This is a genomic window from Acidovorax sp. Root217, from assembly GCF_001428645.1.
In the GTDB taxonomy this organism is placed as follows: Bacteria; Pseudomonadota; Gammaproteobacteria; order Burkholderiales; family Burkholderiaceae_C; genus Acidovorax.
The window spans coordinates 49,494-74,361 of record NZ_LMIH01000007.1; the positions used below are offsets into that span (position 1 = coordinate 49,494).

Below are 24,868 nucleotides of genomic sequence, written 5' to 3' on the forward strand. Positions count from 1 at the left end.
GGCAAGAGAGCAGAAGCAACCAGCTCCATCAGCCCATCGAACGCCCCCCGTTCCCCGCCCATCACCCACGACGCGCGCATCACCGCCCCGCAACAATCGCACCACCCACCGCACCCTCCAGACTGGCCACATTCGGAAAGACCGAGGGCACGGCCGTGTCCTCCAGCAGACCCAGTTGATTGACCTTGCGCACCAGTACCACGGCTGCAAGGACCGCGGGGTTCAACAGGCTCCCTGGGAAGGTCCGGCCCTTGCCCCAAAAGGCCGCCAAGCCTGCGCTGGCCTCCGTGCGCTCGTGCTGGAATAAGATCATCCTGGCGGCGACGTCCTACGCGCACGGGCACGCCAGCACGTAGACTGCCTGCACCCCACGCCCCGCCAATGAATACCCCACCTCCCCGCCGAGCCCCCAACCGCGACCTCACCCAGGGCCCCATCGCCCGCACGCTGATCGCCTTTGCGCTGCCGGTGCTGGGCGCCAACGTGCTGCAGTCGCTCAACGGCTCGGTCAACGCGATCTGGATCGGCAACCTGCTGGGCGAAGAGGCGCTGACGGCCACCTCCAACGCCAACCTGGTGCTCTTTTTGCTGCTGGGCGCGGTGTTCGGCGTGTCCATGGCAGCCACCATCCTCATCGGGCAGGCCTACGGCGCGCGCGACATCGAGCGCGCCAAGTGCGTGGTGGGTACGGGCGCCACCTTCTTCCTGGCCGTATCGGCGCTGATAGCGGCCGCCGGCTGGGTGTGGACTCCCGAGATCCTGGGCCTGCTCAAGACGCCCGAGGCCGCCCTGCCCTCGGCCGTAGCCTACCTGCGCGTGATCTTCGTGGCGGTGCCGATCATGAATTCGTTTGCCTTCGCCATGGCCGTGCTGCGCGGCTCGGGCGATTCGCGCACGCCGTTTTATTTCATGGCCCTGTCGGTCGCCATCGACGTGGCCTTGAACCCGCTCTTGATCCGCGGCGCCGGGCCGCTGCCGGCCCTGGGCATCGCCGGCTCGGCCCTGGCCACGCTGCTGGCGCAGGGCATCAGCTTCACCGGCCTGCTGGTGCTGCTGGCGCGGCGCCGCCACCCGCTGCTGCCGGGGCGCCATGAGCTCTCGCACTTTCGCCCCAGGCCGCAGCTGTTGCGCACCATCGTGGTCAAGGGCGTGCCCATGGGGCTGCAGATGATCGTCATCTCGTCCGCCGCGCTGGTGATGATGGGCCTGGTCAACGGCTACGGCGTGCAGACGGCGGCGGCCTATGGCGTGGCCGCGCAGCTGTGGACCTATGTGCAGATGCCGGCCCTGGCCACGGGTGCGGCGGTTTCGTCCATGGCCGCGCAGAACGTGGGCGCCGGCCGCTGGGACCGCGTGGAGCAGATCGCGCGCGCGGGCGTGCTGTTCAACCTGCTGCTCACCGGCGCGCTGGTGTTGCTGCTGTATGGGGCCGACCGCTATGCGCTGGGCCTGTTCCTGCCCGGTGACAGCGGCGCCATCGGCGTGGCGGTGCACATCAACAACGTGGCCAGTTGGTCGTTCGTGCTGTTCGGGGTGACCATCGTGATCTTCGGCGTGGTGCGCGCCACGGGTGCGGTGCTGCCGCCGCTCATCATCCTGTTCATCTCCATGCTGCTGGTGCGAGTGCCCTTTGCCTGGGGCCTGCAGGATGCGTGGGGCGCCGAGGCGGTGTGGTGGAGCTTTCCGCTGGGCTCGGTCACCTCGGTGGTGCTGGCGGGGCTGTACTACCGCTATGGCGGCTGGCGCAGAAACTCGCTGGCGGCAAGGCCCCTGAAGGAAGAAGACCCGCCCGCCACCGGCACCGCAGCCGATACCGGCGTGGCCATGCCGGCGATGGACCGGGAGGCGAATTACGACGGCGCGGCCGCTACCGCAGGCACCAAACCTTAAAGCCCTGCTTCGGGCCCGACCCCTGGGCCGGGGGCGCTTTTGCGCCCGCCTTCGGAAGTGCATGGGCCACGCGGTTCAAGCGGCGGGTGACCCTGCGAATTGAAGGGAATAGCCCCCTTGATAACGCCCCCTCTCCACGAAACCTCAGGTACGCTGCGCCGCTTCAACGCCCCGACGTTGCTGTTGCGATGAGAAGAGGCCTCCCACCAAGAATGGCAGTTCATGCCCAGGGTGGGGCCGGCCAGGGGCGGCCAGCGTTTGCCGAGCGTAATTTTTGGAGTGTTTCAATGAGGTCCCTGTTTCTGGTATTTTTGGCGGCGTTCAGCACGATTGCACAGGCTGCAAACTTTGTGTCGATTCACCAGCTCCCGCACAAAACGCCACTCCCCCCCGCAGCCGGCAGCTTCACCTACACCTTTGACACCAAAGTCGGGTTCAAGGAGCAGTACGCCCCGACCGGCGTGACGGGCTGCGCGATCGGTTTCGGCACGGGCGGCTGCGCCTTCCCGGGCGGAGGCTCCCTGCCGCTGACCGAATTCACCGGCGCCCAACTGCAACACCACAAGGAGTTCAAGATCTTCATTCCCGCAGGCACGCGCTCGCTCCTGCTCTCGGGGTATGCCCCCCTCGCCACCCAATCGGCCTTTGTGCTGAGGTACGGCAAGGAACCTGCCCGTCTGGCGCCACTGAGCGATGCCGAATACCAGGCCGCCCGAACTGGCAAGCATGTCGAGGCCTTGTTCTCTCGCCTGGTCAAGGAAGATGCCGAGCAGTTCGTCGTGCACGATGGCAGCGGCAGCCTGCGCTTCATGGGCGGCCAGCTCGATGCCAATGGCGGCAGCACCGACCAGGGCCAGTGGCTCTATGTGCGCCAGCTGAGCGGCGCCCCGCTCATGACCTACCAGGGCGCCATCGACGTCGACATGCCCAAGTACGCCGCCGGCTATGCTGCGATCACCTGGAACACCCGCAGCGCTCCAGATCCCATCGACCCCGTCAGCGGTGACGGCCCTGCCGCCCCGCCGCCGGTGGCCACAACGCCCACCGCCCCCGAAACCAGGGCCCGCACCGCGATCATGACCGCCTCCGGCCTGCCCGTGATGCTGGGCCACCAGGGCGCCGTTCTTCAGGCGGCTGACTGATTCTTCTTTTGGCCCTGGTTGCCATAACCCGCCCAGGCAGGCCCGCAGCGCCGCAGCATGCTCTGCCCTCGACGGGCGTCCTGTCCACCACCGGCAGATCCAGCCGGTCGTGCTGGCCGGTGAACAGCGCCACCACGGTCCCGCGAAAGGTCCAGCGCCGGTCCTGCCAGGCGAACTCCAGCGTCTCGACGATGCGTGTGCCGTGCTCGGCCTCTTCGGCTTGCGCCCGCGCGTCCGCAGGCGGCTGCTTGAGCACCAGGGCGTAGCGCAGCATCACCCGGCCCAGAAAGGGCCGTACGGGGTGGCCTGGGCCAGTAACAGCGCGGCATGGCGGGACACCACATCAGCCCTCAATGCCGACAAAGCCGGCATCCGGGTAGCGCGCGCCGGCCACCAGGGCGGGGGCGAACAGGGCATCGAGCTCGGCCACCTCGGCGGGGCTGAGTTTCACCTCGGCCGCGTGCGCATTGCTCTCCAGGTACGCGATGCGCCGCGTGCCCGGTATGGGCAGCACATGCGGATTTTTGGCCAGCAGCCACGCCAGCGCGACCTGCGAGCTGGCCAGCCCGCGTGCCGTAGCAAACGCAGCCAGCGCCTGCACCAGTTGCCGGTTGGCGGCCTCGGCATCGCCCACGAAGCGCGGGTTGTGCTTGCGAAAATCATTGTCGGTCAGCGCCGTCACGTCCACCGTGCCGGTGAGAAAGGCGCGCCCCAACGGGCTGTACGCGACGAAGGCCGTTCCCAGCTCAGCGCAAAGGTCCAGCATGCCATCCTCCGGCCCCCGGCTCCACAGCGAATACTCGCTCTGCAGCGCCGCGATGGGGTGCACGGCGTGGGCGCGGCGCAGGCTGTCGGCTGACACCTCGGACAGGCCGATGGCACCCACCTTGCCAGCCGCCACCAACTCGCCCATGGCACCCACCACGTCTTCGATGGGCACCTCGGGGTTGCGCCGGTGGCAGTAGTAGAGGTCGATGCGTTCAACCCCCAAGCGCTTCAGTGACGCCTCGCACGCCTCGCGGAGGTAGGCCGGCGAGTTGTCGATGCGCCGCTCGTACTGCCCGGCCTGGCGCACGATGCCGAACTTGGTGGCCACCACCATGCGCTCGCGCGCAGCCGGCCCGGCAGCGGCGATAAAGCGGCCCAGCAACGATTCGTTGTGGCCCAGGCCGTAAGTGTCGGCCGTGTCGAAATGGGTCACGCCGATGTCGAGCGCACGCGCCAGGGTGCGCAGCGAGCTGTCGTCATCGCTCGCCCCATAGAACTCACTCATGCCCATGCAGCCCAGGCCGATGGCGGAGGTCAGGGGCCCGTGGGCTCCCAGGTGGCGTTGCTGCATCGACAATCTCCTGGTGTGCTGGGGCACAGGCCCCTGCGGCATGCGCATGGTAGCGGGGTCATGCGCGCCCCTTCAGCTGAACCCGACCACCTGGTGGGGAATGTAAGGCGATTCCAGTTGCTCGATTTCCTCGGCGGTGAGCTCGATGGCCAACGCCGCCAGCGCATCGTCGAGGTGCCCGGGCCTGGACACGCCGACGATGGGCGCCGTCACCCCGGGCTTTGCGAGCACCCAGGCCAGCGCGACCTGGGCCCGCGGCACGCCGCGCGCCGCTGCCACGCGGGCCACGGCCTCAACCACCTGGCGGTCGGCATCGGCCGTGCGCGCAAACAGGCCCTTGCCGAACTGGTCGCTCTCCATGCGCTCGCTGCTCTCGTTCCAGTCGCGCGTCAGGCGCCCGCGTGCCAGGGGGCTCCAGGGGATGACGGCGATGCCCTGGTCGGCGCACAGCGGCAGCATCTCGCGCTCTTCTTCGCGGTACAGCAGGTTCAGGTAATTCTGCATGGACACGAACTGCGTCCACCCGTTGGACTTGGAAGCGTGCAACATGCTCGAGAACTGCCAGGCGAACATGGACGACGCGCCGATGTAGCGCACCTTGCCCGCCTTCACCACGTCGTGCAGCGCCTGCAGCGTCTCCTCGATGGGCACGCCATAGTCGAAGCGGTGGATCTGGTACAGGTCCACATAGTCCGTGCCCAGCCGCTTGAGCGACGCATCGATCTCGTGCAGGATGGCCTTGCGGCTGAGGCCCGCGCCGTTGGGGCCAGGCCGCATGCGGCCGTGCACCTTGGTGGCGATCACGATCTCCTCGCGCCGCGCAAACTCCTTGAGCGCCCGGCCCAGGATCTCTTCGCCCGTGCCGTCCGAATAGACGTTGGCCGTGTCGAAGAAGTTGACGCCCGCCTCCACGGCCTGGCGGATCAGGGGGCGGCTTTGGTCCTCGTCCAGCGTCCAGGGGTGGTTGCCCCGGTCGGGCACACCATAGGTCATGCCGCCCAGGCACAGCCGTGACACCTCCAGGCCCGTGCGGCCCAGCTTGCGATACTGCATGCGGTACTCCAGAAAGTCGTCCAGAACATCGAACGGAAGGCAGCAAGGTTACGCCCATCCGCCCAGGCTGGAAGGCCGCCAGGAGAAAGCCCTTCAAGACACGGCCTGCAACGCGAAAGGCCCGGGGCACCTCACCAATCCACCGTCAGCCGCGGCGTGAGCGAGCGCGAACAGCACGGCAGGAACTGGTCGTTGGCCTGCTGCTCCCCGGGCGAGAGGTACAGGTCGCGGTGGTCGGGCCGGCCGGCCGTCACGCGCAGCAGGCAGGTGCCGCACACGCCCTGCTCGCACGAGGTGGGCACGGCCAAGCCGGCATCGGCCAGCGCCTCGGCCGCCGTGCGGCCGGCAGGCACGGGCACCACGCGGCCCGAGCGGGCCAGCACCAGCTCGAAGGCGGCATCGCCATCGTGGTGCACTGCCTCGGCAGCAAACCGCTCCACATGCACCCGCTCGCCGGCCCAGCCCTGGGCAGCCGCCGCCTCTTGCACCGCCTGCTCGAAGCGCGCGGGCCCGCAGGCATACACATGGGTGCCGGCCGGCGCACCGGCCACCAGGGCGGCAATGTCCATGCGCGTGCCTGCGCGGTCACCGCTGCAGTACAGCGTGGTGTGCGGTGCCAGGCCCGCCTCGTCGATATCTGCCAGCAGCGCTGCGCGCTCGCGCGCGTGCACCGCGTAGTGCAAGGCGAAGCTGGCCCCCTCGTGCGCCAGCGCATGCGCCATGCTCAAGAGCGGCGTGATGCCGATGCCCCCGGCCAGCAGCAGGTGGTGGCTGGCCCCCTCGGCCAGCGCGAACAGGTTGCGCGGGCGGCCGATGCGCAGCATGTCCCCCTCGGCCACGGCATCGTGCAGCGCGCTCGATCCGCCGCGCGAGGCGGGCTCGCGCAGCACGCACAGCCGGTAGCGCGAGCGCTCGTGAGGCGGGCTGCAGATCGAATACGGCCGCACGGTGGCGCCGGGCAGGTGCACGTCCACATGCGCCCCTGCGCAAAAGGGCGGCAGCGCCTGCCCCTCGGGGTGCACCAGCTCGAAGCTGGCGATGCCCTGCGCCTCCTGCCGCTTGCGGGCGACCCGCACGGGAAAGGTCTCGTCGCTGGCAATGCTCATGCTTCTTCGAGATAGTTGCCTGCATCGAACACTACGGGCGGCGCATCGGGGTCAAAACTCACGCCGGCAGGGTCTTCCCCGCGCTGCACCTTGTCCACCTGCTGCTGCAGCAGCCGGCGCAGCATGACGATGCCGCGGTCGGTGGTAGCCAGGTGCTCTTCGGAATGGTGGGCGATGGCGCCCTGGCTCACCATGGCCTCGTAGTCACCGGGCATGGCACGGTGTTCGGCCTCGGTCAGCTCCTCCCACAGCTTGCCATTCATGCGCGAACGCATGCGCGCCAGCTCGCCCACCTCCTGCACGCGGCCCACCACGTAGATGCGAAAGTGGTGGTCGTCGATGGGCAGTATCCAGCCCAGCGATTCCACACGCCCATAGCGGCCCAGCCGGGGGCTCGGTATCACCCGCAGCGTGGGCAGCCCGGCCTGGCTGATGCGCCGGAACACCTTGCCGTCGGGCATGGCGCGGACGGACGTGGTGCGCACGCCCAGGGGCACGGTGTCCCAGGTCACCTGGGGCATCTGCGCCATCTGCTCGACGAACTGCGTGCCGCTGAAGGTGGAGTGCAACACGACGACGTGGAACGGGTCCACCAGGTTCTCGTAATGCTGCAGCCAATTGCAGGGCACGATGGCCGGCCCGCCGCCGCCGATGCTGGCGTCGTTGGCCTCCAGCAGCTCGCCTTCGTCCAGCCGCTCCAGCGCCTCGTAGCGCGGCAGCACGGGCTTCTTGTCAGCAGGGCCCAGGTAGGCCCAGACCAGGCCGTACTGCTCCTGCACGGGGTACCAGGGCTGGCGCACCTTGCCGCGTGCGCGGCCCAGCTCGGGCTCGCAGGGTTGCTCCACGCAGTGGCCCTGCACGTCGAACAGCCAGCCGTGGTAGCAGCAGCGTATGCCGCGCTCTTCCACCTTGCCGTAATACAGCGAGGTGCCCCGGTGCGCGCAGTGCGGGTACACCAGGCCGGGCCGGCCGCCCTTGTCGCGAAACAGGATCAGGTCCTCCCCCAGCACGCGCACCTTGCTCGGCGTGTCGGTGGCATCGGCCGCCAGGCCGATGGGGTGCCAGTAGCGGCGCAGCAGCTCGCCCATGGGCGTGCCCGCGCCCACCTGCGCCAGGGTCGTGTTGGAGCTGGGCGCGGGCAGGCCGTAGGCAGTGCCGGTGTCGACAGCTATAGGGATCACCCTGGGTGCGGTGCTGGGGTTCATGGTTCGGTCTTTCGGGAAATCCATCGAGGGATAGCGGTCCATCAATCAGCGGTCACGCCGGCGGCCTTGATCAGCTCAGCCACACGCGGGTAGTCGGCCGCATAGCTGGCCTTGAACTGCGCGGCGGTGTTGCCCAGCGGCTCGAAGCCGAAGCTCGCCAGCTTGTCGCGCACGTCGGGCATCTTGGTGATCTCGCGCAGCGCGTCGTTCCACTTGCCCAGCACGGCGGGCGGCGTCTTGGCGGGGGCGTACACCCCGATCCAGCTGTCCAGATCGAAGCCGGCGAAGCCCTGCTCGGCAAAGGTCTTCACATCCGGCAGCGACGACACGCGCCCGCTGGCCGCGATGCCCAGCACCTTCATGCGCCCGCCCTGCACCTGGGCGCGCGCCGTGGCCGGGTTGGCCCAGGCAAAGTCCAGCTGGCCGCCGAACAGGTCGTTGTGCGCGGCCGACTCGGACTTGTAGGGCACGTGGATCAGCGCCAGCCCGGTCTGGCGCTTGAGCAGCTCGGCCATCAGGTGCGCGGCCGAGCCATTGCCCCAGGTGCCGTAGGTGAGGTTCTTCTGCTGCTTGCCGAAGGCCACGAACTCCTTGACGTTGCTGTACGGCGCATCGGCCCGTGCCACCAACATGGGCCCGCCCAGCGCCAGCTGCGAGATGGGCTCGAAGTCCTTCACCGGGTCGTACGGCAGCTTGGGCTGCAGGATCGCGTTGTTGATGTGCGTGAGCGGCAGGGTCAGCATCACCGTGTGCCCGTCGGGCGCGGCCTTGGCCACCGCATCGGCGGCAATGATGCCGCTGGCCCCCGGCTTGGCATCCACGATCACGCTCTGGCCCCAGCGCTGCTGCAGCTTGTCGGCATACACGCGGGCAATGGCATCGATGGGGCCGCCCGCCGTGCCGAAGGGCACGATGCGGATCACCCGCGCAGGGAAGGCGGCCGCAGCGGCCTGCTGCGCCCATGCAGCCGCTCCGGGCAGTGCCAGGGCCGCGCCCATGGCCGCCACCATGGTTCTTCTGCGCACGCGCAGTCCATCCGGGCTGTTGCCAGCATTCTTCTTCATGTCTTGTCTCCGTTGTTTTCGTTGGGTGCCGGTACGATAGGAGACAACCCGATATGGATCAATTCAAACGTTTGGATAGCTGATATGGCCCAGTCTGATATCCGGGGCCTGGACCTGCCCATGCTGCGCACCTTCGATGCGCTGCTGCGCGAGGGCAGCGTGTCGCGCGCGGCTGCGCGCCTGTTCCTGAGCCAGCCGGCGGTGAGCGCATCGCTCAAGCGCTTGCGCGAGGTCTTCGACGACCCGCTGTTCACGCGCACCGGCCACGGCATCGTGCCCACGCCGCGCGCACTGGCCCTGGCGCCACGCGTGGAGGCGGTGCTCAACGAGATGCACAAGCTGATGAACCTGGAGCAGGCGTTCGACCCCGCCACCTCCGACCGCATCCTGCGCATCACCGGCAGCGACCACACCTGCCGCGTGATGCTGCCGCTGCTGTGCACCGAGCTCTCGCAGCGCGGCTCGCGCATGCGCCTGTCGTGGGAGCTGGCCGACTACGGCCGCCTCACCGAGCGCCTGCGCAAGGGCGATGTGGACGTGGGCCTGCACCCGCGGCTGTCGCCGGCCACCGGTGTCGAATCCACGCTGCTGTACGAAGACAGCTACGTGGTCGTGGCGCGCCACGGCCACTCTGCCCTGGCCTCGTCGCCCATGCCGCTCGACGCCTTCTGCACCACACCGCACCTGGTGCTGGGCCAGACCCGCTCGGTGCTGGACGACACCGTCGAGCAGGCCCTCTCGCGCAAGGGCCGCGAGCGGCACGTGCAGGCCGCCGTGGCCACCTTCAGCCAGATGGTGGACCTGATGTGCGCCAGCGAGCTGATCGCCGTGTTCCCGCGCCGCGTGGCCCAGCACTACGCCAGCCAGCTCGGCAGCGCGCCCCTGCCCGTGGAGCTGCCCGACTACCGCCTGTACGTGTGCTGGGCCGAGCGCTCCAACGCCGACCCGGCCGTGCTCTGGCTCAAGGACGAGATCCTGCGGCACGCCTGCGCATTGGCGGAGTGACGCCCTTCCAAAGCCTCACGCCTCGGATCAGCCGCCGGGCTCAGAGTTTTGTTAGCCGCTCAGCGCTGCGTAGCGCTGCGCCGCACCATGGCCATGATGGTCTGCTGCAATTCATCGCGCGCCTGCACGTCGGTGATGTCGCCGCCCACTGCCGCGTCCGACAGCGCATCGGCCGCGCCCAGCATGGCCCACATCCCGGCGCGCGCCAGGCCCTGCTCGCCGGCAAACGGCGCCAGAATGGCCTGGCACTTGGCGATGAAGGCCTCCTGGTACTGGCGCTTGACGGCGGCCATCTCGGGCGAGCCCTGCAGCGCCGCCAGCACCTGGGGTATCTCGCTGCCCTGCGTGAGCACGCACTGCACATAGGCCGCGGCGATGGCTCCGGCCTTGTCCCTCAGGCTGGGGCGTGCGGCGGCGATGGCAGCGTCCATGACCGCCGTCTGGCGCCCGTCGAAGTCCTGGTACAGCGCGGCCAGCAGCCCCTCGCGCGTGCCGAAATGGTCGTACACCACGGGCTTGGTCACGCCGGCCTCTTCAGCCAGGCGCCCGAGCGTGAGGGCGTCGGCGCCCTCGGTGCGCAGCAGCGTCCACGCCACATCGAGCAACTGGCGCGCGCGCTCGCTCCGCGCCATGCGGCGGCGAGGTGCGGGCTCTGGTGGCGGCACAGCGGTGGGTTTGCGGGGCATGCGGACGAGATGAGGGGAAAAGGGGAATGCTCAGGACGAGGGTGGAAACAGGCGGCTGCCCAGCTCTCGCGCTGCCGCCAGATGCGCTGCGGCCATGTCCTGCTGCGACGACTGTAGCAGCAGCCTGGAGCTGGCCACCGGCGCGCCGCAGTAGCCAAAAATGCCATGGTCGATCTGCGTCTTCATGGCTTCAGAATAGCCATGCCGTTCATAGGTGCCCGTGTCGGCGCCGCCAATGCCCAGCAAGTGCACCTGCAGGTGCCCGAGCTTCTTCGCCAGCTTGCCGTCCGCCCCCTCTTCATAGGCATACCCCTGCGTGAACACCCGGTCGATCCAGCCCTTGAGCAGGGCCGGAAACGACCACCAGTACACCGGGTACACCAGCACCAGCGCATCGGCCCGCGCAAGCCGAGCATGCTCGGCCGCCACGTCGGGCGGGGGTGGAGCGTGCTGGAGGTGCAGCGCCAGGTCAGCCGCGGTGAAGCGCGGATCGAACCCCTCTGCGGCCAGGTCGGCGAGCTCGGCCGTGTGTGTACCTGGCGCAGTTGCTGACTGAACACTATGGCATACCTGCTCAGCCACAGCGTGGGTGAGGGAGCCCGGGTCGGGGTGCGAGACGACGATGAGTGCGTGCATGGCGAAAGCCCTGTAGGTTGCTATATACCCATGGTAACTTACCAATGGTACATAACGCACTGGAAGCGGCTTCGCCACACCATCGCCAAGGGTCGCGCAGAGGTGATCAGCCGCAGCTCCCCAATCGTCCGCGACAGCGATCCCTGGCCTTGTGTAACCAACGTGTCCGTTCGCCACAAACGCCGCCCAAACGGGTATCAGAGCCCGCACCGCTGCTACATTGCGGCGAGGAGATCCCCCCACCCATGCGCAGCAAGCCCGCAGTCACTTCAGCCGCCATCGCCAGCCCCAACGCCCCCGCCGCCTACCTGCTGCGGCAACCCGCCTTGCAGATCGCCTGCCTCATGGTCTTCGCCCTCGCCCACCCGGCCATCTTTGCCGACCGGCAGCCCGTGCTGGCCTGGGTGTCGGCCTGGGCCATCCCCATGGCGTTTGCGCTGTCCGCCTGCGCGCTGCATGGGGCCCTGCGGCAGGGGCGCTCGCCCGCCGCCTGGCCCGGGCGCTTTGCCGCCGTGGCCTGGGTGATGATGGTGCTGTCGATGGCCGGGCCGTGGGTGGAGCAATGGGGCCAGCGCCTGCAGGGTGCGTAGCCATCCATTGAGGCCGCCCCACTGCCATAAAATCGGCCAGAACCGCCCCGTCGGGCGGCACAGACATGCACCGATGACGAGTTCCAAACAAACCATTGTGGACCGCGAGTTGTTCACCCAGGCCCTGCGCCACATGGGCGAAGAAGACCTGCTCTACCTCAACCGCATGGTGATCGAACGCCTGAACCTGCTGGCCCAGGCCAAGAGCACGGTAGCGCTGGCCCAGTTCACCGAAGGCGACCGGGTGCAGTTCACCGCCACCGATGGCAGCGTCAAACAGGGCATCGTGCAGCGCCTGAACAAGAAGACAGCCAGCGTGCGCACCGACGAAGGCCAGGGCTGGAAGGTCTCGCCGGGGTTGCTGCGCAAGGTGGGTGCTGGGTGAGCCTCCTGGTCAGGCGGTTGTAGACGTGCGGGCGCTGGCGCACCTGCCCATGGTGATCGCCACCGCCCCCTGGTCTTGGTCGGCGTGGTGCCGCTTGGTGCGCAGCCCAGTTGTCTTCGGTCGTCCTGAGCAGTCCGCCATGTTCATGCCATCGACATGTATTCTGGATGTGTCGATTTTCTGTTCAAAAATCGACACATCCACTCCACGCGTCGATTCGTTGGTCATTTCGCTCTCTCCGCACAATTCGCGCCCCAGGGATCAGGCGCGCCCCCCTTTTGGCGGACCCCGCGCGAAACTGGCATGTGCATAGAAAATCGCGCTTTCTATGCATGTGAAGCGCCACCTGCATCGAAACATGCGTTTTGTATGCAAGAGCGGCGTCAGAGAATCACCAGAGAGCAGTGGCCCGCAGGTACCGCGACCGGAGAGGCTATCAAGGATCTGTCGGCACCAGTCCTGGGGGGGTTGGGTGCGGGCCGCCCTACAACCCAATCTTCGCCTCATTGAAGCACTGCACCTCGCCGCGCTCATGCTGGCGGCCCACGGCGCTGGCCATGTCTTGCGGCAGCTCGCAGCCTGCGCCCTGCCCCAGCTTCTGGCAGTGCTCGGCCTGGGTGGCCCTGGTGCCCGAGCCGACGGCGCCCAGGCAACGCGCGTAGTTGACGGTGCGGTCCACCTCGCGGGCGTAGACCTCGGTGCGCTGGTGGGCTTCCAGGGCCTGCTTGTCGGCCTGCTCGCCGGGGAGGACCACGGCGTGGCGGTAGAGCGCACCGCCCCCGGCCGCCAACAACAGGCAGCCCAGCGCCAGTGCCGTGCCGATGATCATCCGGTTCACGTACATCACCCCCTGGGGAGGTTCACCCTCCCCTTGTGCAATGAACTCTAGCACCCGGCCCGCACCAGCGCCATGACCCGAAAAGGTGGCTGCAGGGGCCTGCAAAAGACAAAACCCGCCAGCGCTTCACAGCACTGGCGGGTTTGTTTTTTATCTGGGGTGGCTGATGGGGCTCGAACCCACGACAACAGGAATCACAATCCTGGACTCTACCAACTGAGCTACAGCCACCGTTTGAGATTCAAATTATAACCCGGGTTTTTACCCTCCGGGCCCAATTTTCAATTTTCTGTCTGGCTGATGGTGAACTCGGAGGGGCGGGTCACCTTGATCTCGGTCTTGAAGCGCTCCTTGAGCATCTCGTAATAGGCCACGCCCTCGGCGGAGCTCCACCACTGCATGAGCTGCATGCGCTCTTGCTGGGCGCGCTGGGCTTCGGGCTTGTCGCGGGGGACGATGCGGTTGACCTTGATCACGGCAAAGCCCTGGCCTGCGCCCAGGTCGACGCTGGTCCAGGCGGGCAGCTTGTCGGCGTTGGCGCGCAGGGCGGCGTCGATCAGGGGGCGCGGGTAGTTCATGGGCGTGTCGCGGGCGATCACGGCGGGGGCCGTGAGGCCGCTGGCGGTGTCGGGCTTGGCGGTGTACTCGGCCAGCTTGGCCTCGCCTTCCTTGCGCGCCAGCTCGGCAGCCTTTTCGGCCACATACAGGGTGCGCACCTTGTCGCGGACCTTGTCCAGCGGCAGGGTTTCGGCCGGGGTGTACGAGGCAATGCGGCCAGACGCCATCTGGCTCGGGCCCACTTCGACGGCTTCGGTGTTGCGCTTGTTCTGCACCGAATCCGAGGAGAACAGGGCTTCGAGGAACTTGGCGTTGGCAAACGCGCCGGTGGCGCCGGGCACGGGGGTACGGGTCACGCCGTTGGCGGTCTGCACCTTGAGCTTGAGCTTCTCGGCCACGGGGGCCAGGCTGTCGGCCTGCTCGTACACGCCGTTGGCAAACGCTTCGGCCACTTCGGCGTACTTGCGCTGGGCCTGCTGGGCCTTGAGCTCCTTCTCCAAGGAGGGGCGCAGTTCTTCGAAGGTGGGCTGGCGCGGCGTCTTGATGTCGGTGACCTGGATGATGTGGTAGCCGAAGTCGGACTCCACCACGTCGCTGATGTCACCCTTCTTCAGGGCAAAGGCGGCGTCTTCAAACGGCTTGACCATGGCTTCGCGGGCGAAGAAGTTCAGGTCGCCACCCAGCGCGGCAGAGCCGGTGTCTTCCGACGACTTCTTGGCCACGTCGGCAAACGTGGCGGGCGCCTTGCGCACCTGGGCCAGCAGCTCGGTGGCGCGGGCCTTGGCCTTTTCGCGGTCGGCGGCGGACATGTCCTTCCCTGCCTTGATCAGGATGTGGCTTGCGCGGCGCTCTTCCTTGCCGGCCAGGCGGGCCACGTTTTCCTTGTAGTAGGTGCGCAGGTCGTCTTCGTTGAGCGTGATGCCGTCGCGCACGGAGTCGAGCGTGAGCAGCAGGTACTCGACGTTGGCCGATTCGAGCTGCTTGAACTGGTTGGGATGGGCCTTGTAATAGGCTTCCAGGTCGGCATCGGTGGGGGTGACTTTGGCGGCAAAGTCGGCGGCGTTGAAGCGGGCGACCTGGATCTCGCGGCGCTGGTACAGCGCGTCGAGTGCCTGGCCGGTCTGCGCGTCGGTCACAAAGGCCGAGCCCACCACGCCACCCAGGATCTGGTTGACCGAGAGGTCGTTGCGCACGCGCGCCTCAAAGCCGGCGGGCGTGAGGCCCTGGCTGGCGACGAGGGTGCGGTAGCCTTCGGTGTCCATGGTGCCGTCGGGGCGCTTGAGCGCGGCGATCTGGGGAATCTCGGCCAGGCTGCGGGCCAGGCGGGCGTCGCTGGTCACCATGTGCATCTTCTGCGCGGCGGCGGCCAGCACGCGCTCGCGCACCATGCGCTCCAGCGTGGCGTAGCGCGCTGCGGGCGAGTCGAGCATCTTCGCGTCCATGGTGGGCTGCTGCGCACGGATGCGGTCGCTCTCCGCGCGGTGGGCATTTTCCCAGTCGGACTGGGTGATCTTGTTGCCATCAACGCGGGCGACCACTTCGCTCTTTTCAGAGAAGTACTTGCTGTCGATACCCACCAACACGAAGGAGGGAATGACCAGCAAGAACAACAAGATCATGACGATCTTGGAGTGCTTGCGGATGGATTCAAACATGATCAAACTTTCAGTGACAAAAAAACAAAAGGCGAACTTGCGTTCGCCTTTTGGTCCGGTGGGGGTGGTGGGTCCTGACGGTCTCGAACCGCCGACCTACTCCGTGTAAAGGAGCCGCTCTACCAACTGAGCTAAGGACCCCACCTAAACGGGTCTTCAGTTCAAGGCGTCTTTCAAAGCCTTGCCTGGACGAAACTTCGGCACTTTAGCAGCTTTGATCTTGATCGTATCGCCCGTACGGGGATTACGGCCGGTGCGGGCAGCGCGCTTGCCCACGGCAAAGGTGCCAAAACCGACGAGCGAAACGGTACCACCCTTTTTCAGGGTCTTCTTGACGGCCTCGATCGTGGATTCCAGGGCACGCGCTGCAGCGGCCTTGGAGATGTCGGCGTTGTTAGCGATGTGCTCGATCAGTTCGGTTTTGTTCACAAGAAGCCTCTCGGGAAAAGCGTTGATGAATGAAGTGTGTCTTGGGGTATCTGGTCTTCACACGTCAGAAGGCTCAACCGAGTGAGGCTGGATGTCTGCAGACGGGGGAATGACTGGCGTACACAGCAGGGGCTGCTGCATCAGATTAAAGCCATCGACTTTCAAGGTGTCAATACAACACGCCGTATTGCAACAGCGTTGGGCTGAATTCTAGTCGTATTTCACGCCCTGGCCGGGCTTGCGGCGCGCTTTTGTCTCAAACGCGCCGTATGCGCGCGATTCCCGATTGACAGCCTTGCCAGGCCTGCGCTTGCAGGCTTTGGGTGCCCCAACACGGGGCACAAAAAGAGCATAGCAGCCATGCCGATGCGCGATTTCAGAGCAAGCTTATACACAAAGAATTGATCGGCCCACAAAACTCAGCGCAGCGGTTCTGGCTAGGCGCTGCGTCGCAGGCAGTACCAGCGGTACGACAAGACGCAGCAACGATGCCAGAAGAGTTTTTTGGGTCGATCTACTTCACACGGGCGCGGATTTCGGGCAGTGCCTTCTGCAGGTAGTACACCATGGACCATACCGTGAGCACAGCAGAGGCCCAGATCAGCCAGGTGCCCCACACGCCCGTATCGATCACGCCGAGGATGCGTCCGTCGTACAGCAAGAAGGGGATGGCCACCATCTGCACGGTGGTCTTGACCTTGCCGATCATGTGCACGGCCACGCTCTTGCTGGCCCCGATCTGCGCCATCCATTCGCGCAGGGCCGAGATGGCGATCTCGCGCCCGATGATGATCAGCGCCACGAACACGTCGGCGCGCTGCAGATGCACCAGCACCAGCAACGACGCGCACACCAGGAACTTGTCGGCCACCGGGTCGAGGAAGGCGCCGAAGGACGAGGTCTGGTTGAGCTTGCGCGCCAGGTAGCCGTCGAGCCAGTCGGTGGCGGCGAACACCACGAACATCACCGTGGCGATGAGGTTGCGCATGCCGGGGTCGATCGGCGCATAGAACACCCCCACGATCAAAGGTATCGCGACGATGCGCGTCCACGTCATCAGGGTGGGGATAGTCCAGAACATGGCCGCGATTGTGCACCACTGGTGGATAGCCTTCAGGCCTGAACTGACGCTCCGCCTGAACCGCGCATCGCGCTGGCACAAGCCCCCTGCAGCCGATGGCCATGGCGGGGCGCCTGCCAGCGCGGTTGCGGCATGCAGGCGCCACGATGACGCCCCCTACCTCAGGGCCTTGTAGATCTCTTCCGCCAGGTCGCGCGATATGCCATCCACCGTGATCAGATCCTCCACGCTGGCGCTGGCCACGCCGCGCACGCCGCCAAAGCGCTGCAGCAGGCGCGCGCGCTTCTTGGGGCCCACGCCGGGGATCTCTTCGAGCTGGCCGCCGCCCACGCGCACCTTGGCGCGCGCGGCGCGCATGCCGGTGATGGCAAAGCGGTGGGCCTCGTCGCGGATCTGGGCCACCAGCATCAGCGCGGCCGAGTCCTTGCCCAGGTAGACCTTCTCGCGGCCATCGGCAAACACCAGTTCCTCCAGGCCCACCTTGCGGCCCTCGCCCTTTTCCACGCCGACGATGCGCGTCAGGTCCAGCCCCAGGGCGGTGAACACCTCGCGCGCCACGCCCACCTGGCCCTTGCCGCCGTCGATCAGTACCAGGTCGGGCAGGCGCGCCACGCCCTTGGGCTTGACCGCCCCCTCGGCATTGCCGGTATCCGGCGGCGGCGCGGCAGCAAAGTCGATGCCACCGGCCTCACGTGCGGCCTCCACCACCTTGCTGTAGCGGCGCGTGAGCACCTGGCGCATGGCGGCATAGTCGTCGCCGCCGGTGATGCCCTCGATCTTGTAGCGGCGGTACTCGCTGCTCTGCATCTTGTGGTGGTGGAACACCACGCACGAGGCCTGCGTCGATTCGCCCGCCGTGTGCGAGATGTCGAAGCACTCGATGGTCAACTGGTCCAGGTCCTCGGGCGGCAGGTCCAGCGCCTCCACCAGGGCGCGGGTGCGCGCCTGCTGCGAGCCCTCTTCGGCCAGCAGGCGGGCCAGTTGCAGGTCGGCATTTTTTTGTGCCATGTCCAGCCAGGCGCGGCGCTGCTCGCGTGGTTGGTGAATGGCGTTCACGCGCACACCGGTCTGCTCCGACAGGGCCTCCATCAGCGCCTTGTCCACCGGCTCGCTGCACACCAGCACCGGCGGCACGGGCACGCCGATGTAGTGCTGGGCGATGAAGGCTTCGAGCACCAGCGCCTCCACGCGACGCTTGCGCGCTGGGGCTGCGGGGGCGGTGTCGGCGGTGCCGCCGCCCTCCCCTTCGACCGCCGCCGGCACTGCAGGCACCACGGCATCCTCTTCCTCTTCATGGATGGCCGCGGCGTCTTCCACATGCACCGGAAAGTACGGCCGGTCGCCCAGGTGGCGCCCACCGCGCACCATGGCCAGGTTCACGCAGGCACGGCCGCCCTGCACGCGCACGGCCAGAATGTCCACGTCCTTGTCGTCCGTGGTCTCGATGGACTGCTGGTGCAGCACGCGCGACAGCGCCTGCATCTGGTTGCGCACGTCGGCCGCCTGCTCGAACTCCAGCTTGTCCGAGTGCGCCATCATGCGCACCTCCATGGCTTTGAGCACCTCCTGCGTCTCGCCGCGCAGCAGCGCCTCGGCGTGCTGCACGTCGGCCGCATAGGCCTCGGGCGAGACCAGGTCCACGCACGGCCCCGTGCAGCGCTTGATCTGGAACAGCAGGCAGGGCCGCGTGCGGTTGGCAAACACCGTGTCCTCGCAGGTGCGCAGACGAAACACCTTCTGCAGCAGCTGGATCGACTCCTTCACCGCCCAGGCGCTCGGGTAGGGGCCGAAGTAGCGGTGCTTCTTGTCCACCGAGCCCCGGTAGTACGCCATGCGCGGAAACACCTGCGAGGGCGAGCCCTGCCCCACCGCCGCGCCCGGCGCGCCGGTGATCTTGAGGTAGGGGTAGCTCTTGTCGTCGCGAAACAGGATGTTGAACTTGGGGTTCTGCGTCTTGATCAGGTTGTTTTCAAGCAGCAGCGCCTCGGCCTCGGAGCGCACCACCGTGGTCTCCATGCGCGCGATCTTGCTCACCATGTGGCCGATGCGCGTGCCGCCATGGTTCTTGGTGAAATAGCTCGACACCCGGCGCTTGAGGTGCCGCGCCTTGCCCACGTAGAGCAGCGCGCCCTGCGCGTCAAAATAGCGGTACACGCCCGGCAGGGGCGGCAGCGCGGCCACCTGGGCCAGCAGTTCTTCGGAATGCACTTCTTCTTCGGACATGGGAGCTATTGTCGCGGCAACGCAGGCAGGGCTTACCGACCACGCGGCCCGGCATCCGATGGGCAGGGGCCGGGCAGGTAACGGGCAGGTGAGGGGCAGGCGCCAGCGTGTGGGCGCAGTTACGGGTGCGGTATTCTCAAGCCAACTGGCACTCTATCCCCCGGATTCTTCATGATCATTCAACCCCGCATACGCGGCTTCATCTGCGTCACGGCGCACCCCCTGGGCTGCGCGGCCAACGTCCGCCAGCAGATCGATTACGTCAAGGCGCGCGGCCCCCTCGGCGGTGCAGGCGGGGCACCCAAGCGGGTGCTGGTGATCGGCGCATCCACCGGCTACGGCCTGGCCGCCCGCATCACCGCTGCCTTTGCGGGCGGCGCGGGCACGCTCGGCGTCTTCTTCGAACGCCCCGGCACGCCGGACAAGCCAGGCTCCGCCGGCTGGTACAACACCGCCGCCTTCCACCAGCAAGCGGCAGCCGAGGGCCTGTACGCGGCCAGCATCAACGGCGACGGCTTCTCCGACGAAGTCAAGCAGCAGACCATCGAGACCATCCGGCGCGACTGGGGCCAGGTCGATCTGGTGGTCTATAGCCTTGCCGCGCCCAGGCGCAAGCACCCCGGCACCGGTGAAGTCTTCAACTCGACGCTCAAGCCCATCGGCCAGGCCATCCAGGTGCGCAGCCTCGACACCGACAGCGCCGTGATCAAGGAGACCTCCCTGCAGCCTGCGACACAGAAGGAAATCGACGACACCGTGGCGGTGATGGGCGGTGAGGACTGGCAGATGTGGATCGACGCCCTGCAGGCCGCAGGCGTGCTGGCCGACGGCGCCAAGACGACCGCCTTCACCTACCTGGGCGAGCAGATCACCCGCGACATCTACTGGAACGGCTCCATCGGCGCCGCCAAGAAAGACCTGGACCGCCGGGTCATCGGCATCCGCAGCCAACTGGCCGCCCGCGGTGGCGATGCGCGCGTATCGGTACTCAAGGCCGTGGTCACGCAGGCGAGCTCCGCCATCCCCATGATGCCGCTGTACCTGTCGCTGCTGTTCAAGGTCATGAAGGCGCAGAGCACCCACGAAGGCTGCATCGAACAGGTCGACGGGCTCTTTCGCGACAGCCTGTATGGCGCGGCACCCCGCTTGGACGCAGAGGGCCGCCTGAGGGCCGACGAAAAGGAGCTGGAAGAAAAAGTCCAGGGCCCCGTGGGCCAGGCCTGGCACCAGGTGACTACGGAGAACCTGCGCGAGACCACGGATTTCGCAGGCTACCAATCGGAATTCCTGCGCCTGTTCGGATTCGGCGTCGAGGGCGTCGACTACGGGGCCGATGTGGCGACGGACGTGCAGATACCCGGTGTCGTGAACGTCTGAACGAAGACTGCAGGCAGGCGCACTGGCAAGGGCGCGGGCAACGCCGATGCGCGTTGGCGCGCGCAGCACTCACTTTGCCTTGCGCCTGGCCCTGGCAGCCGGGCCATTGTCCCGTTCTCGCGCGGCAGTGCGCGCCAGCCGGTGCAGCACTTCCCGCAACGCCAGCGCCGCAACCCCCAAGGCCCGGTCCGTGCGCCAGGCCAGGTAGGTCTGCATCTGCGCCACGCCCTGCGGGCCCAGGGCCGTGGCGGGCAGGGGCAGCAGGTGCCCTTCGGCCAGCTCGCGCTCCACCGCCCATTGCGGCAGGCGGCCCCAGCCCACGCCGGCCAATATCAGGGCGCGCTTGGCGTCCTGGGTGCCTACGCGCAGGGTCTGGGGTGAGAGGACGCCAAAGTCGCGCCCTTCAGACAGGTCGCTCGGGTCCTCCAGCACGATCTGCAGGTGGTCGGCCAGGTCCGCGCCCGCCAGGGTCTTGGTGCGGCGCTGGGCCAAGGGGTGTGCCCGGGCCGCCACCGCCACGATGGGCACCGCCTGCAATGCCTCGGTCTCGATGCGCGGGTCGCGGAAATCCTCGCCCGCCATGATGGCCAGGTCGCAGGCCTCGTCGCGCAGTGCCTGCAGCGTGCCGCCCAGCGGTGCGGTGGCCAGGCGCAACCGCACCGATGGCAGTGCGGCGCGCAACTCGCCCAGCGCTGCAGCCGCCAGGGGCAGCGGGTAGAGCGTGTCCACCATCAGGGCCAGCTCGGTCTCCACGCCCTCGCCCAGGCCGCGCGCACGCGCCCGCAAGAAGTCCACCTTGAGCAGCACGGCGCGCGCGTCCTCCAGCAGGGCGGCGCCCGCCGCCGTGAGCGTGGGCCGATGCCCACTGCGGTCGAACACCGCCACGCCCAGCTGGTTCTCGAGGTTGGCAATCGCGTGGCTCACGGCCGACTGCGCGCGCAACAGCCGTGCGGCCCCGGCGCGAAAGCTGCCGGCCTCGGCCACAGTGACGAACATGCGGATCTGATCGAGGGTGAGGGCGTCGAGCATGAAGGGCCTTGTTGATCTGTTTCATAGATCAAGATGGCCTGAATTTTATGGCTTCCGTAGATCAATCCATGTGCCGATACTTGGACTCATCCCGATCACAGAAAGACGTTGGCGCCACCATGACCCAGGTTCTCGTTCCCTCCTATCCCTCCTGCGGTCACACCACACCCAGGTCCGAAGGCATGCGCAGCCCGGGTAGCGGCACCGAGGCGCTCGGGTTTGCGCAGGGGGTGGCGTGATGCACGAAAGCGGAATTGCACGACCACTACCCGCCCCGCCATCCACCGACTGGCGCGCCGTGGCCGTGGTGGTGGCCGCCGGCGTGGCCTCGTCCTTCCACCTGGGCAAGGTGGCCATTGCGGCACCGCAGCTGCAGGCCGGCCTGGGGCTCAGCCTGGCCATGCTGGGCGCCCTGGGCGGCACCTTCGCCGTGCTGGGCGCGCTGGGTGGTGTGGCTGCGGGCTCTGTCATCGCCCGTGCGGGAGACCGCCGCATGCTGGCCCTGGGCCTGGTGGCCACGGTGCTGGGCGCGCTGCTCGCCGTACTGTCCGGCAGCTATGCGGCGCTGCTCGCTTCGCGCGGGGTGGAGGGGCTGGGCTTTGTGCTCATCACCGTGGCCGGGCCCACCGTGCTCGCGCGGCTGGTGCAGGCCGCCGACCGCAGCCGCGCCATGGCGCTGTGGAGCTGCTTCATGCCCACCGGCATCGCCCTGGCCATGCTCACCGGGCCGTGGTTTGGTGGCTGGCGCAGCCTGTGGGTTGCCGCAGCGCTGGCCTCGGGCCTCATTGCAGTGCTGGTGCTGTGGGCGGTTCCCCGCGCCCCCGGCGCGCATGCCACGGCCGCATCGCCGCCCGCGCGCATCGCCGAGGTATGGCGCGGCCCCGCACTGGCGCTGGCCACCACCTTTCTGCTCTACAGCCTGATGTTCTTCGCGCTCTTCAGCTTTCTGCCCGTGCTGCTGCAGCAGCGCATGCAGGTGGGCCCCGGCGCGGTGGGCCTGCTCGCAGCCCTGGCCAGCGCCGCCAACATCGCGGGCAACCTGGCCGCAGGCGCGCTGCTGCCCCGGGTGGGCCGCACCGTGCTGGGCACGGCCGCCGCCGCCGCGATGGCGCTTTGCGCCCTGGGCATCTTCGTGCCGGTGTTGCCCCCGTGGGCCGCCTTTGCGCTGTGCCTGGTGTTCTCGGCCATGGGCGGCCTGGTGCCATCCAGCCTGCTGTCGTCGGTGCCGCAGGTCACAGCGACCCCCGCCCACGCCGCGCTGGCCGTGGGCCTGCTCATGCAGGGCAGCAACCTGGGCCAGGCGCTCGGGCCGCAGCTGGTCGGCAATGCGGTGGACCGCCATGGCTGGCCGGCGGCGGCGGTGTGCGTGGTGGTGGCGGCGCTGGCGATGGGGGGGCGGTGCGCTGGCGGGCTGGTGCTGGGGGCTCTTGAACAGCCAGCCCGTACCATAGCGCCCACTGCTCAGCCCAAACCTGCCGTGAACGGCAGGTACCGTCAAATCATCCAGGTCTACACACTCAACATGGGTCCCGTTCATCGCTCTGTTGCCACGCTCCGATTCATCGGGGACGACCTTGATCCTGATGAGATAACAGCGTTACTGCGTTCCCTACCGACACAGGCCTACCGCATGGGCGAGCAAATCATGGGTAGCAACGGCAGGATTCGCGTTGCCAGAACCGGTAGCTGGCGGCTGAATGCCACCGAGAGCAAGCCGCAAGACTTGAATGCCCAAATCGCTGAACTCCTTGATCAGCTCACCTCGGACCTGCATATCTGGGCCCATCTCAACAGCAGATACCAACTCGATCTGTTCTGCGGAATTTTCTTGAACAGTTCAAACGAAGGGCTGAGCCTGTCTCCTCAATCGCTGCGTGCGTTAGGGGAGCGGGGCATAGAACTCGACCTGGACATTTACCGTGCAGACGACTGAGTCCGACCCCGACGTTCGTGCGCGACAGCCCCCTCAGCCCGTCCCTTCCAGGATCGCAAGCACCCGCTGCGCCACGTGCGCGAACTCTACCGGCCGGTCCTTGAGCCAGGCATGCAGGTGGTGGGCCGCGCCATCGAGCCGCAGCACCTCCACGCTCCGGGCCTTGCGGGCACGCCGGATGTATTGGTCCTCCACCTGCCGTGGGATCACCGCATCCTCGGCGCCCAGCACCAGCAGCAAGCGCCCTTCGAAGCGTTCGAGCGCATCGAATGCGGGTGAGGCCGCAAAGTCGCTCGTCGCGCGGATCACCTGCTGGAACGCCGGTCCAAAGGGCACCTCCAGCGCCGCAGCCTCATAGGCGGCTGGGCAATACAGCACCAGAGCGGGCGGGGCCAGCGCCTCGATCAGCGAACAGGCGATATGCCCGCCCATGCTGGATGCGATCAGCGACACGGGCCGGGGCATCTGGAGGAAGTCCACCACCGCCAGGGCCTGCTGCGCCCGGTCGAGCAGGCCCGACGCGGCCATGCTGCCCGTGCTCTCGCCCTGGCCTGCAAAGTCGAACGCAACGCTGGCGTGGCTGCGCTCAGCCAGAAAGTCCAGCAAGGGCTGGTACCCCAGGCGCGACGAGGCGCCGCCGCCATGCAGGGCCAGGGTGCGTGGCGTGCTGTGGGATGGGCTGTGGGTGGTGGTTCCGTGCAGTTGCACGCCGCGAAAGGGAACCTGGAAATGAGAACGCACCATGGCTGCTTTCAGGTAGAGCCGGATGATGGCACGCCCCAGCCGCTACAGTGGACCAGCCGACCGAACCCAGCCAATCTGGAGCCCACACGATGATCGCCCGCCGTGCTATCGCATCCGACATGGACGCCGTGCTCGCCCTGTACCGCGAGCTGCGGCCGCACGACCCGCCGCTGGCCCCAGGCCGGGCCCTGGAGCTGTGGAACAACGTCCACGACAGCCCCCAATCCTTCATTGTGGTGTGCGAGCACGAAGGCCAGGTAGGCGCGACCTGCATGCTGGCCCTGGTGGCCAACCTCGCCAGCGCAGGCCGCCCCATCGGCTTCATCGAGCATGTGGTCACCGCATCGGCCTTTCAGCGTCTGGGTCTGGCCGAGGCATGTCTCCAGTTCGCCGTCCATGAAGCCTGGCGCCTTGGCTGCTGCAAGGTGGTGTTGCTCTCGGGTTCCCAGCGGCCGCAAGCCCACCGCCTCTACGAAAAACTGGGCTTCAACGGGGATACGGAGCGGGGCTTCGTGATCAAGCGGCCGATGGAGTGAGCGTCTCGCACTCCGCCCGCACACCCAGCGGCAGCACACACAGCCTGACGCCATCGAGCGTCAACACCAGGCCCAGCTGCCCGCCCACCTGCACGATGCCGCAGGTGGTCGTGGCGGAGGTGGCCGCATGCGCCGAAGCCGGGCCGCCCGATGCCGACAGGGCACGCACCACCGCACGCACCGGCGGCTGGCCCAGCATGGCCCACAGCGCCTGCGGGTCGCGCAGCTGCAGTGCCTGCAGATAGACGCGAAATGCGGCCTCTTCACGCTCGCCCGGTTCAGGCGGTGCAAGGGGCTCGGCAGTGCCACCCCCATCGGCTTGCCGCAACCGCAGCAGCGCCCGCCGCAGTTGCTGGCGGCTGCC

The 24,868-nt window shown here is 67.6% G+C and carries 24 protein-coding genes, 2 tRNA genes and 1 pseudogene; 8 read left to right on the forward strand and 19 right to left on the reverse strand.

Annotation, left to right across the window (positions count from 1 at the left end; genetic code table 11):
* Nucleotides 1-79: 79 nt before the first annotated feature.
* Complete coding sequence (locus ASE31_RS31480) at nt 80-226, reverse strand: hypothetical protein (protein ID WP_157412386.1); 147 nt, start codon at nt 224-226, stop codon at nt 80-82.
* Between the two features lie 155 nt (nt 227-381).
* Between ASE31_RS31480 and ASE31_RS07285 the strand changes: the two genes are divergently transcribed.
* Together ASE31_RS07285 and ASE31_RS07290 are read left to right on the forward strand one after the other, a co-directional pair.
* Nucleotides 382-1,890, forward strand: a complete 1,509-nt coding sequence (locus tag ASE31_RS07285) for an MATE family efflux transporter (protein WP_057200896.1) — start codon at nt 382-384, stop codon at nt 1,888-1,890.
* Between the two features lie 287 nt (nt 1,891-2,177).
* Nucleotides 2,178-3,032 carry a hypothetical protein gene (locus ASE31_RS07290; RefSeq protein ID WP_235514329.1) on the forward strand — a complete coding sequence of 285 codons (855 nt, stop codon included), beginning with the start codon at nt 2,178-2,180 and terminating at the stop codon, nt 3,030-3,032.
* A gap of 343 nt (nt 3,033-3,375) precedes the next feature.
* On the opposite strand, the gene ASE31_RS07295 is transcribed toward ASE31_RS07290, so the two are convergent.
* From ASE31_RS07295 to ASE31_RS07315, 5 genes are all read right to left on the reverse strand, one after another.
* Nucleotides 3,376-4,371, reverse strand: coding sequence for an aldo/keto reductase (locus ASE31_RS07295; protein ID WP_057200898.1), 996 nt, complete (start codon nt 4,369-4,371; stop codon nt 3,376-3,378).
* Between the two features lie 72 nt (nt 4,372-4,443).
* Nucleotides 4,444-5,424, reverse strand: coding sequence for an aldo/keto reductase (locus tag ASE31_RS07300; protein ID WP_057200899.1), 981 nt, complete (start codon nt 5,422-5,424; stop codon nt 4,444-4,446).
* A gap of 131 nt (nt 5,425-5,555) precedes the next feature.
* Nucleotides 5,556-6,530 (reverse strand): PDR/VanB family oxidoreductase, encoded by a 975-nt coding sequence (locus ASE31_RS07305; protein WP_057200900.1) that lies wholly within the window; start codon nt 6,528-6,530, stop codon nt 5,556-5,558.
* Complete coding sequence (locus ASE31_RS07310) at nt 6,527-7,735, reverse strand: aromatic ring-hydroxylating dioxygenase subunit alpha (protein ID WP_057200901.1); 1,209 nt, start codon at nt 7,733-7,735, stop codon at nt 6,527-6,529. Before ASE31_RS07310 ends, ASE31_RS07305 begins: the two co-directional genes overlap by 4 nt.
* Nucleotides 7,736-7,776: 41 nt before the next feature.
* The gene (locus ASE31_RS07315; RefSeq protein WP_057200902.1) at nt 7,777-8,799 is read right to left on the reverse strand and encodes a tripartite tricarboxylate transporter substrate binding protein; all 1,023 of its coding nucleotides are present in this window, start codon (nt 8,797-8,799) and stop codon (nt 7,777-7,779) included.
* 84 nt (nt 8,800-8,883) lie between these two features.
* Here ASE31_RS07315 and ASE31_RS07320 point away from each other — a divergent pair, with 84 nt between their 5' ends.
* Complete coding sequence (locus tag ASE31_RS07320; RefSeq protein ID WP_057200903.1) at nt 8,884-9,804, forward strand: LysR family transcriptional regulator; 921 nt, start codon at nt 8,884-8,886, stop codon at nt 9,802-9,804.
* Between the two features lie 59 nt (nt 9,805-9,863).
* Here the strand turns inward: ASE31_RS07320 and ASE31_RS07325 are convergent, their stop codons facing one another.
* Both ASE31_RS07325 and ASE31_RS07330 read right to left on the reverse strand, forming a co-directional pair.
* Nucleotides 9,864-10,490 carry a TetR/AcrR family transcriptional regulator gene (locus ASE31_RS07325; RefSeq protein WP_057200904.1) on the reverse strand — a complete coding sequence of 209 codons (627 nt, stop codon included), beginning with the start codon at nt 10,488-10,490 and terminating at the stop codon, nt 9,864-9,866.
* Nucleotides 10,491-10,520: 30 nt separating this feature from the next.
* A complete protein-coding gene (locus ASE31_RS07330) occupies nt 10,521-11,126 on the reverse strand; it encodes an NAD(P)H-dependent oxidoreductase (protein ID WP_057200905.1) in 606 nt (201 codons plus the stop codon).
* A 245-nt stretch (nt 11,127-11,371) separates the two neighbouring features.
* Here ASE31_RS07330 and ASE31_RS07335 point away from each other — a divergent pair, with 245 nt between their 5' ends.
* Nucleotides 11,372-11,716, forward strand: coding sequence for a hypothetical protein (locus ASE31_RS07335; protein ID WP_057200906.1), 345 nt, complete (start codon nt 11,372-11,374; stop codon nt 11,714-11,716).
* A 73-nt stretch (nt 11,717-11,789) separates the two neighbouring features.
* On the forward strand, nt 11,790-12,101 hold the full coding sequence (locus ASE31_RS07340) for a hypothetical protein (RefSeq protein ID WP_057200907.1): 312 nt from the start codon (nt 11,790-11,792) through the stop codon (nt 12,099-12,101).
* Between the two features lie 9 nt (nt 12,102-12,110).
* Here ASE31_RS07340 and ASE31_RS31485 read toward each other — a convergent pair whose 3' ends face one another.
* From ASE31_RS31485 to uvrC, 8 genes are all read right to left on the reverse strand, one after another.
* Nucleotides 12,111-12,329: a hypothetical protein gene (locus tag ASE31_RS31485; protein WP_157412387.1), complete on the reverse strand. Its 219-nt coding sequence runs from the start codon at nt 12,327-12,329 to the stop codon at nt 12,111-12,113.
* A gap of 256 nt (nt 12,330-12,585) precedes the next feature.
* Nucleotides 12,586-12,939 (reverse strand): hypothetical protein, encoded by a 354-nt coding sequence (locus tag ASE31_RS07345; RefSeq protein ID WP_157412388.1) that lies wholly within the window; start codon nt 12,937-12,939, stop codon nt 12,586-12,588.
* A 155-nt stretch (nt 12,940-13,094) separates the two neighbouring features.
* Nucleotides 13,095-13,170 (reverse strand) — tRNA-His (locus tag ASE31_RS07350).
* Between the two features lie 50 nt (nt 13,171-13,220).
* Nucleotides 13,221-15,152 carry a SurA N-terminal domain-containing protein gene (locus ASE31_RS07355; RefSeq protein ID WP_057200938.1) on the reverse strand — a complete coding sequence of 644 codons (1,932 nt, stop codon included), beginning with the start codon at nt 15,150-15,152 and terminating at the stop codon, nt 13,221-13,223.
* Nucleotides 15,153-15,217: 65 nt separating this feature from the next.
* Nucleotides 15,218-15,293, reverse strand: a tRNA-Val gene (locus ASE31_RS07360).
* 15 nt (nt 15,294-15,308) lie between these two features.
* On the reverse strand, nt 15,309-15,581 hold the full coding sequence (locus tag ASE31_RS07365) for an HU family DNA-binding protein (RefSeq protein WP_007858657.1): 273 nt from the start codon (nt 15,579-15,581) through the stop codon (nt 15,309-15,311).
* 514 nt (nt 15,582-16,095) lie between these two features.
* Nucleotides 16,096-16,662 carry a CDP-diacylglycerol--glycerol-3-phosphate 3-phosphatidyltransferase gene (gene pgsA, locus ASE31_RS07370; RefSeq protein ID WP_057200909.1) on the reverse strand — a complete coding sequence of 189 codons (567 nt, stop codon included), beginning with the start codon at nt 16,660-16,662 and terminating at the stop codon, nt 16,096-16,098.
* A gap of 156 nt (nt 16,663-16,818) precedes the next feature.
* Nucleotides 16,819-18,885: an excinuclease ABC subunit UvrC gene (gene uvrC, locus ASE31_RS07375; protein WP_057200910.1), complete on the reverse strand. Its 2,067-nt coding sequence runs from the start codon at nt 18,883-18,885 to the stop codon at nt 16,819-16,821.
* 171 nt (nt 18,886-19,056) lie between these two features.
* Between uvrC and fabV the strand changes: the two genes are divergently transcribed.
* Nucleotides 19,057-20,262 carry an enoyl-ACP reductase FabV gene (fabV, locus tag ASE31_RS07380; protein ID WP_057200911.1) on the forward strand — a complete coding sequence of 402 codons (1,206 nt, stop codon included), beginning with the start codon at nt 19,057-19,059 and terminating at the stop codon, nt 20,260-20,262.
* Nucleotides 20,263-20,331: 69 nt separating this feature from the next.
* On the opposite strand, the gene ASE31_RS07385 is transcribed toward fabV, so the two are convergent.
* Entirely contained in the window at nt 20,332-21,291 is a 960-nt protein-coding gene (locus ASE31_RS07385; RefSeq protein WP_057200912.1) for a LysR family transcriptional regulator, read from the reverse strand.
* A gap of 238 nt (nt 21,292-21,529) precedes the next feature.
* Here ASE31_RS07385 and ASE31_RS07390 point away from each other — a divergent pair, with 238 nt between their 5' ends.
* A complete protein-coding gene (locus tag ASE31_RS07390) occupies nt 21,530-23,224 on the forward strand; it encodes an MFS transporter (RefSeq protein ID WP_162261380.1) in 1,695 nt (564 codons plus the stop codon).
* A gap of 33 nt (nt 23,225-23,257) precedes the next feature.
* On the opposite strand, the gene ASE31_RS07395 is transcribed toward ASE31_RS07390, so the two are convergent.
* Nucleotides 23,258-23,968 carry an alpha/beta hydrolase gene (locus ASE31_RS07395; RefSeq protein WP_057200913.1) on the reverse strand — a complete coding sequence of 237 codons (711 nt, stop codon included), beginning with the start codon at nt 23,966-23,968 and terminating at the stop codon, nt 23,258-23,260.
* 89 nt (nt 23,969-24,057) lie between these two features.
* On the opposite strand from ASE31_RS07395, the gene ASE31_RS07400 reads away from it, so the two are divergent.
* Nucleotides 24,058-24,504 carry a GNAT family N-acetyltransferase gene (locus ASE31_RS07400; protein WP_057200914.1) on the forward strand — a complete coding sequence of 149 codons (447 nt, stop codon included), beginning with the start codon at nt 24,058-24,060 and terminating at the stop codon, nt 24,502-24,504.
* On the opposite strand, the pseudogene ASE31_RS32455 reads toward ASE31_RS07400, so the two are convergent.
* A pseudogene (locus ASE31_RS32455) lies at nt 24,485-24,868 on the reverse strand (RNA polymerase sigma factor); the annotation flags it as partial. The gene ASE31_RS07400 and the pseudogene ASE31_RS32455 overlap by 20 nt on opposite strands.

What these genes read in the sequence shown, in the direction of transcription:
- ASE31_RS07290 (WP_235514329.1), top strand. Translation starts at nt 2,178, where the DNA reads ATGAGGTCCCTGTTTCTGGTATTTTTGGCGGCGTTCAGCACGATTGCA.
- pgsA (WP_057200909.1), bottom strand. Translation starts at nt 16,662, where the DNA reads ATGTTCTGGACTATCCCCACCCTGATGACGTGGACGCGCATCGTCGCG.
- ASE31_RS07400 (WP_057200914.1), top strand. Translation starts at nt 24,058, where the DNA reads ATGATCGCCCGCCGTGCTATCGCATCCGACATGGACGCCGTGCTCGCC.
- ASE31_RS07330 (WP_057200905.1), bottom strand. Translation starts at nt 11,126, where the DNA reads ATGCACGCACTCATCGTCGTCTCGCACCCCGACCCGGGCTCCCTCACC.
- ASE31_RS07320 (WP_057200903.1), top strand. Translation starts at nt 8,884, where the DNA reads ATGGCCCAGTCTGATATCCGGGGCCTGGACCTGCCCATGCTGCGCACC.
- ASE31_RS07325 (WP_057200904.1), bottom strand. Translation starts at nt 10,490, where the DNA reads ATGCCCCGCAAACCCACCGCTGTGCCGCCACCAGAGCCCGCACCTCGC.
- ASE31_RS07305 (WP_057200900.1), bottom strand. Translation starts at nt 6,530, where the DNA reads ATGAGCATTGCCAGCGACGAGACCTTTCCCGTGCGGGTCGCCCGCAAG.
- ASE31_RS07385 (WP_057200912.1), bottom strand. Translation starts at nt 21,291, where the DNA reads ATGCTCGACGCCCTCACCCTCGATCAGATCCGCATGTTCGTCACTGTG.
- ASE31_RS07390 (WP_162261380.1), top strand. Translation starts at nt 21,530, where the DNA reads ATGCACGAAAGCGGAATTGCACGACCACTACCCGCCCCGCCATCCACC.
- ASE31_RS07310 (WP_057200901.1), bottom strand. Translation starts at nt 7,735, where the DNA reads ATGAACCCCAGCACCGCACCCAGGGTGATCCCTATAGCTGTCGACACC.
- ASE31_RS07285 (WP_057200896.1), top strand. Translation starts at nt 382, where the DNA reads ATGAATACCCCACCTCCCCGCCGAGCCCCCAACCGCGACCTCACCCAG.
- ASE31_RS07335 (WP_057200906.1), top strand. Translation starts at nt 11,372, where the DNA reads ATGCGCAGCAAGCCCGCAGTCACTTCAGCCGCCATCGCCAGCCCCAAC.
- ASE31_RS07315 (WP_057200902.1), bottom strand. Translation starts at nt 8,799, where the DNA reads ATGAAGAAGAATGCTGGCAACAGCCCGGATGGACTGCGCGTGCGCAGA.
- ASE31_RS07395 (WP_057200913.1), bottom strand. Translation starts at nt 23,968, where the DNA reads ATGGTGCGTTCTCATTTCCAGGTTCCCTTTCGCGGCGTGCAACTGCAC.
- uvrC (WP_057200910.1), bottom strand. Translation starts at nt 18,885, where the DNA reads ATGTCCGAAGAAGAAGTGCATTCCGAAGAACTGCTGGCCCAGGTGGCC.
- ASE31_RS07295 (WP_057200898.1), bottom strand. Translation starts at nt 4,371, where the DNA reads ATGCAGCAACGCCACCTGGGAGCCCACGGGCCCCTGACCTCCGCCATC.
- ASE31_RS07355 (WP_057200938.1), bottom strand. Translation starts at nt 15,152, where the DNA reads ATGTTTGAATCCATCCGCAAGCACTCCAAGATCGTCATGATCTTGTTG.
- ASE31_RS31485 (WP_157412387.1), bottom strand. Translation starts at nt 12,329, where the DNA reads ATGACCAACGAATCGACGCGTGGAGTGGATGTGTCGATTTTTGAACAG.
- ASE31_RS07340 (WP_057200907.1), top strand. Translation starts at nt 11,790, where the DNA reads ATGACGAGTTCCAAACAAACCATTGTGGACCGCGAGTTGTTCACCCAG.
- fabV (WP_057200911.1), top strand. Translation starts at nt 19,057, where the DNA reads ATGATCATTCAACCCCGCATACGCGGCTTCATCTGCGTCACGGCGCAC.
- ASE31_RS07300 (WP_057200899.1), bottom strand. Translation starts at nt 5,424, where the DNA reads ATGCAGTATCGCAAGCTGGGCCGCACGGGCCTGGAGGTGTCACGGCTG.